The sequence below is a fragment of the Streptomyces sp. NPDC051738 genome, assembly GCF_044453205.1.
Classification (GTDB): Bacteria; Actinomycetota; Actinomycetes; order Streptomycetales; family Streptomycetaceae; genus Streptomyces.
This window is the reverse complement of the sequence record NZ_JBITCM010000008.1, coordinates 422,605-428,677: the sequence shown is the minus strand read 5'-3', so window position 1 is coordinate 428,677 and position 6,073 is coordinate 422,605. Positions and strand designations below refer to the sequence as shown.

Below are 6,073 nucleotides of genomic sequence, written 5' to 3'. Positions count from 1 at the left end.
GGAGACGGGGTATCAACTAATCTGGCGTTGATTTTTGGCACGCTGTTGAGTTCTCAAGGAACGGACGCTTCCTTTGTACTCACCCTCTCGGGCTTCCCTCCGGGCGCTTCCCTTCGTTCTTGCGTTTCCGACTCTATCAGATCCTTTTCCGATCCGATTTCCTCGGTGCTTTCCAGGTTCCCGCTCTCGCGTTTCCCTTTCCGGCGACTCCGACTTTATCAGAGATTCTGAGTCGGAATTTCCGCCCCCTCCGGGAGCTGGTTCCGGCGCACGAAGCTGCCGGGTTCCCGTTCAGGCGGAGCCGTAAACGTACTGGAGCGGGGCGCCTCGATGCAAATCGAGGCGCCCCGCGCCGGGGTGAACCATGGGGGGGTGCCCCCGCCCCGCAAACCACCCCCCCCCCACCCCCGCACAACCGCCCGCGGCCCAAATGGTGTCAGCCCCCCCCCCGCCGCGCGGGGGGGGGGGCCCCCCCCCCCGGGGGGGGGCGGGCCCCCCCCCCCCCCCCGCCCGCGGGCGGCGCCCCCCCCCCCCCCCCCCCCCCCCCCCCCCCCCCCCCGCTCCTGGTTCACACTGTGCGGTGTCCGACGGACCGTCAGACCTCCACCACCACAGGCAGGATCATCGGCCTGCGCCGATAGGTGTCCGAGACCCACTTGCCCAGGGTCCGGCGCACCAGCTGTTGCAACTGATGGGGTTCCACCACGCCGTCCTGGGCTGAGCGCTCCAGCACCTCGGCGATCTTCGGGATGACATCGCCGAAGACGGAGTCATCGATGCCCGAGCCTCGGGCCTGGATGTGCGGGCCGCCCGTGATCTTGCCGGTGGACGAGTCCACCACCACGAAGACCGAGATGATGCCTTCGTCGCCGAGGATCTTGCGGTCCTTGAGTGCCGGCTCGCCCACATCGCCGACCGAGAGGCCGTCGACGTACACGTAGCCGGCCTGGACCTTGCCGGAGATCTTCGCCTTGCCCTCGATGAGGTCGACGGCGACGCCGTCCTCGGCGATGACGATGCGGTCGTGCGGGACGCCGGTCAGGGCACCCAGTTCGGCGTTGGCGCGCAGGTGGCGCCATTCGCCGTGCACCGGCATCAGGTTCTTCGGGCGGCAGATGTTGTAGAAGTACAGCAGCTCGCCCGCGGACGCGTGGCCCGAGACGTGGACCTTGGCGTTGCCCTTGTGGACGACGTTCGCGCCCCAGCGGGTCAGGCCGTTGATGACACGGTAGACCGCGTTCTCGTTGCCGGGGATGAGGGACGACGCGAGGATCACCGTGTCGCCGTCGACGATGCGGATCTGGTGGTCGCGGTTGGCCATCCTCGACAGGGCCGCCATCGGTTCGCCCTGCGAGCCCGTGCAGACGAGCACGACCTGGCTGTCCGGGAGGTCGTCCAGTGTCTTGACGTCCACCACCAGGCCCGGCGGGACCTTTAGGTAGCCCAGGTCGCGTGCGATGCCCATGTTGCGGACCATCGAGCGGCCGACGAAGGCGACCCGGCGGCCGTACTCGTGGGCCGCGTCCAGGATCTGCTGGATGCGGTGGATGTGGCTGGCGAAGCTCGCCACGATGATCCGCTTGCGGGCGCCCGCGAACACCTGGCGCAGGACGTTGGAGATGTCGCGCTCGGGTGGAACGAACCCCGGGACCTCGGCGTTCGTGGAGTCGGAGAGGAGGAGGTCGATGCCTTCCTCGCTCAGCCGCGCGAACGCGTGGAGGTCGGTCAGGCGGTTGTCCAGCGGGAGCTGGTCCATCTTGAAGTCGCCCGTGTGGACCACCATGCCGGCCGGCGTACGGATGGCGACCGCCAGGGCGTCCGGGATGGAGTGGTTGACCGCGACGAACTCGCAGTCGAAGGGGCCGATGCGCTCGCGGTGACCCTCGGCCACCTCTAGCGTGTACGGGCGGATGCGGTGCTCCTGGAGCTTGGCCTCGATGAGGGCGAGGGTCAGCTTGGAGCCGATCAGCGGGATGTCCGGCTTCTCGCGGAGCAGGAAGGGGACGCCGCCGATGTGGTCCTCGTGGCCGTGGGTGAGGACGATGCCCTCGATGTCGTCGAGGCGGTCCCTGATGGACGAGAAGTCCGGCAGGATCAGGTCGATTCCGGGCTGCTCCTCCTCGGGGAAGAGCACTCCGCAGTCGACGATCAGCAGGCGGCCGCCGTACTCGAAGACCGTCATGTTTCGGCCGATCTCGCCGAGGCCGCCGAGCGGGGTGACCCGCAGGCCGCCTTCGGGGAGCGGCGGGGGCGAGCTGAGTTCTGGATGCGGATGACTCAAAAGACTCTCCTCACCACGCACGCCACGTACCGGTTGGGGCACGTGGCGCGCGTGACGTTCGTGCAGAAGCAGTTGTCATTGTGTGTAGTGCGCAGGCACCGGTGGCCCGCTTATTCAGTTGTGGAGTCTGCTGCGCGGCCGGCGCGCGAAGTCTGGTGTTAGAGCTGTACCCCGCCTGCGGCAAGATCGATCTTGAGCTGCTCGATCTCCTCGGGCGAACACTCGGCCATGGGAGCGCGCAGCGGTCCGGCGGGCAGGCCCTGGAGGGCGAGCGCGGCCTTGGTGGTCATGACGCCCTGGGTCCGGAACATGCCCGTGTAGACGGGGAGCAGCTTCTGGTGGATCTCCGTGGCCTTCTGTACGTCGCCGGCGATGTACGCCTCGACGAGCGCCCGCAGGTCGGGCGTGACCACATGGCCCACGACCGAGACGAAGCCGACCGCGCCGACGGAGAGCAGCGGGAGGTTCAGCATGTCGTCGCCGGAGTACCAGGCGAGGCCGGAGCGGGCGATGGCCCAGCTGGCGCGGCCGAGGTCGCCCTTGGCGTCCTTGTTGGCGACGATGCGCGGGTGCTCGGCGAGGCGGACGATCGTCTCGGTGTTGATCGGGACGCCGCTGCGGCCGGGGATGTCGTAGAGCATGACCGGCAGCTCGGTGGCGTCGGCGATGGCCTTGAAGTGCCGGTACAGGCCCTCCTGCGGGGGCTTGTTGTAGTACGGCGTGACGACCAGGAGGCCGTGTGCGCCCACCTGCTCCGCCGTACGCGCCAGCTCGAGGCTGTGGTGGGTGTTGTTCGTGCCGACGCCGGCGATGACGTGGGCTCGGTCGCCGACCGCCTCCAGTACGGCTCGTACGAGGTCCGCTTTCTCCGCATCGCTGGTCGTGGGGGACTCGCCGGTGGTGCCGTTGATGATCAGGCCGTCGTTGCCTGCGTCCACCAAGTGCGTGGCGAGCCGCTGTGCGCCGTCGATGTCGAGTGCGCCGTCCGCCGTGAAGGGCGTGATCATGGCGGTGAGGACCCGCCCGAAGGGGGTCTGCGGAGTGGAGGTCGGAGCCATGGGTTACACGCTACTCGTTGCGCACGGCCTGGTCTGCCCTAGGGGGGTGCGGGAAAGTCAGGACAAATAAGGAGCCCGGCACTGCCTGCTCGGGGGTTCAAGCAGTGCCGGGTCCGTTTGATCAGGCTAGATGAACTTCTCTAAATGCCGCAATACGGACACTTCATGAGGCTGGTCCATGGGCCCGAGGTCGGCCGTGCAACGCGCATGCCCGGCCGGGGGAACATCGGTTCGTTACGGCGCCACGCGACCGTTCGCATTGAAGGCGGCGTGCGTCAGCGGCATGAGCTTGGCCCACTCCGCCTCCATCCGCTCGCCGACCATCTCGATCTCCCGCTGCGGGAAGGACGGCACCTTGGCCAGCTCGTGCTGGGTGCGCAGGCCGAGGAAGTGCATCAGGGAGCGGGCGTTGCAGGTGGCGTACATCGAGGAGAACAGGCCGACCGGGAGGACCGCTCGGGCGACCTCGCGGGCGACGCCCTGCGCGAGCATCTCCTGGTAGGCCCGGTACGCCTGGCGGTACGACTCCTCCATGGCGCCCTGCACGAACTCGTGCTGCTCCTGGGTGCCCTCGACGAACACGTACTTGCCCGGCCGGCCCTCCTGGACGAGCTTGCGCGACGCGTCCGGCACGTAGAAGACGGGCTGCAGCTCCCTGTACCGGCCGGACTCCTCGTTGTACGACCAGCCGACGCGGTGCCGCATGAACTCGCGGAAGACGAAGATCGGGGCGCTGATGAAGAACGTCATCGAGTTGTGCTCGAACGGGCTGCCGTGCCGGTCGCGCATGAGGTAGTTGATCAGCCCCTTGGAGCGCTCCGGATCCTTGTTCAGCTCGTCCAGGGACTGCTCCCCGACGGTCGACACACGGGCCGCGAACAGGACGTCCGAGTCTGCCGCGCTGTGCTTGACCAGTTCAACGGTGACATCGCCGCGCAGGTCGATCTTGAGTTCGTCGTCGGGGGTCACGATTTGGCGGGTCCTTCCCATCTCATCACTTGGCGACGCCACTCTACGGCCCGCCAAACGGGACGTTCGCTGTCGTGACCGAGTGAAGTTGGTGAAACCGGGCACCTTTTGGGGCATTCGCTCGTCTGTGTTGATGAGGCCTACTCATTCGATCCCCGAGAGGAGACGCACCTTCCATGTTCCATCGGCGCGAGTCCGTGCCCTTCGCCTTTGTCGCCGAGGCCGACCGGTTCCGCAGCGATGTCACTCCCCCGCCCCGTGAGCGGGCGTCCACCGGTCAGATAGCCGGGCGATGGCTGCTGGGGCTCACCATCGTCGCCGGGCTGGTGGGCTCGCTCCTGGTGGGCATGCCGGCGCTTTCCACCGACACCGCCAAGCAGAGTCAGCAGTCACAGGCGTCCGAAGGGCGCTGACCTCTCCCCCCACCGCCCGAATGGCGTGGGAGGTACCCCCTTGGACCCCCGAGGGTGGTGAGCGGGGACGCAGGTCGATAGCCTCACCGGGCACAGCCCATGCATGGATTGAGTGAGGACCAGCCGTGCCCCTGCCCTTCCTGACGGCCGACCGCGCCTTCGAGGCGGCCGACGATGTCGCGCTGCCCTTCGAGGACCTTGACCGCTGGCGGCGCCCCTACCGTCCCGGGCCATGGCGGGTGGGCGTTGCGGCGCTGTGGTTGCTGCTCGCCTCGTATGTGCTGTTCGCGGCGGTCATCATCGCCCTGACCGGCACGGTGACCGAGGCGGCCGTCGTGTTCGGCATCGCCCTGCTGATGATCACCGGTGCGCTGCGGCTGCTGCGCATGGGCGTGTGGGTGAGTGCACGCGGGCTGCGCCAGGTCGGCTTCCTGGTGACGCGTACGGCGCCCTGGGAGCAGGTCGTCGCCATAAGGACGGTGCAGCAGCCGGTGCGCTGGCTGGGGTTGCCGCGCACGGTGCAGGGACAGGCGCTCAGGCTCGTACGGCGGGGTCGTGCGGCGGAGGACATGCCGGTGCTGATGACCACCCGCAATGCGGACTTCCTGGGGCGGACCGCCGCGTTCGACCGGGCTGCGGACGCGGTCGAGGCATGGGCCGCGGAGTACGCGCGCGACTGAGCGTGACGGTACGCCGAAGGGGCCGGTCCGCGGCGAGTGCGGGTCGGCCCCTTCGGCGTATGGCGGCGTACGAGTGAGGAGTCGGCGTAGGGCTCGGGCCGGCTCTGTCGGCCGCCTCCGCCCTCGGCCGCTCCCCTCCTCGGCCGCCCCAGTCCTCAGACCTCGACAGTCCTCAGACCTCGACGGTTCTCAAGCCTCGACAGTCATCAAGCCTCGACGGTCCTGCCGTCGTGCAGGGCGATCGCCCGCTGCATGGCCTTGCGGGCGCGCGGGGTGTCGCGGGCGTCGTGGTAGGCGACGGCCAGGCGGAACCAGCTGCGCCAGTCGTCGGGGGCCGCCTCCGTCTCGGCCTTGCGCCTGGCGAAGACCTCGTCGGCCGAGTCGCGGTCGATACGGCCGCTGGGGGTGCGCCTCAGCTCGTCGACGGGCAGGCCGCCCTCGGCGTCGAGTTCGGCGGCGAGGGCGTTGGCCTTGCGGACGAACTGGGTGTTCTTCCACAGGAACCACAGGCCGATGACCGGCAGGATCAGCACCGCCACGCCGAAGGTGACGGTGAGGACCGTGCCGGACTGGATGAGCATCACGCCACGGCTGCCGACCAGGACGAAGTAGACGACCAGGACGGCAGCCGTTATGGCGTAGGAGAGCTTCGCGCGCATCAGTGAGCCCCGG

6 protein-coding genes are annotated in these 6,073 nt (G+C 68.5%); 2 read left to right on the top strand and 4 right to left on the bottom strand.

The features are described 5' to 3' along the window. Positions 1 to 595 precede the first annotated feature (595 nt). The 3 genes from ACIA8X_RS21745 to thyX form a co-directional block, all read right to left on the bottom strand. Positions 596 to 2,281: a ribonuclease J gene (locus ACIA8X_RS21745; RefSeq protein ID WP_393450071.1), complete on the bottom strand. Its 1,686-nt coding sequence runs from the start codon at positions 2,279 to 2,281 to the stop codon at positions 596 to 598. Between the two features lie 158 nt (positions 2,282 to 2,439). Beyond that, positions 2,440 to 3,339 (bottom strand): 4-hydroxy-tetrahydrodipicolinate synthase, encoded by a 900-nt coding sequence (dapA, locus tag ACIA8X_RS21740; protein WP_393450073.1) that lies wholly within the window; start codon positions 3,337 to 3,339, stop codon positions 2,440 to 2,442. Positions 3,340 to 3,573: 234 nt separating this feature from the next. Continuing rightward, positions 3,574 to 4,329 carry an FAD-dependent thymidylate synthase gene (gene thyX, locus ACIA8X_RS21735; protein ID WP_393450075.1) on the bottom strand — a complete coding sequence of 252 codons (756 nt, stop codon included), beginning with the start codon at positions 4,327 to 4,329 and terminating at the stop codon, positions 3,574 to 3,576. 155 nt (positions 4,330 to 4,484) lie between these two features. On the opposite strand from thyX, the gene ACIA8X_RS21730 reads away from it, so the two are divergent. Continuing rightward, the gene (locus ACIA8X_RS21730; protein ID WP_393450077.1) at positions 4,485 to 4,721 is read left to right on the top strand and encodes a hypothetical protein; all 237 of its coding nucleotides are present in this window, start codon (positions 4,485 to 4,487) and stop codon (positions 4,719 to 4,721) included. Between the two features lie 125 nt (positions 4,722 to 4,846). Next, positions 4,847 to 5,401: a hypothetical protein gene (locus tag ACIA8X_RS21725; protein ID WP_393450080.1), complete on the top strand. Its 555-nt coding sequence runs from the start codon at positions 4,847 to 4,849 to the stop codon at positions 5,399 to 5,401. A 206-nt stretch (positions 5,402 to 5,607) separates the two neighbouring features. On the opposite strand, the gene ACIA8X_RS21720 is transcribed toward ACIA8X_RS21725, so the two are convergent. Continuing rightward, positions 5,608 to 6,060: a hypothetical protein gene (locus tag ACIA8X_RS21720; protein ID WP_393450083.1), complete on the bottom strand. Its 453-nt coding sequence runs from the start codon at positions 6,058 to 6,060 to the stop codon at positions 5,608 to 5,610. Positions 6,061 to 6,073: the final 13 nt, after the last annotated feature.

Bases quoted from the DNA above. Each gene is read 5' to 3' on its own strand.
- thyX (WP_393450075.1), bottom strand. From the start codon at position 4,329: ATGGGAAGGACCCGCCAAATCGTGACCCCCGACGACGAACTCAAGATC.
- ACIA8X_RS21730 (WP_393450077.1), top strand. From the start codon at position 4,485: ATGTTCCATCGGCGCGAGTCCGTGCCCTTCGCCTTTGTCGCCGAGGCC.
- ACIA8X_RS21720 (WP_393450083.1), bottom strand. From the start codon at position 6,060: ATGCGCGCGAAGCTCTCCTACGCCATAACGGCTGCCGTCCTGGTCGTC.
- dapA (WP_393450073.1), bottom strand. From the start codon at position 3,339: ATGGCTCCGACCTCCACTCCGCAGACCCCCTTCGGGCGGGTCCTCACC.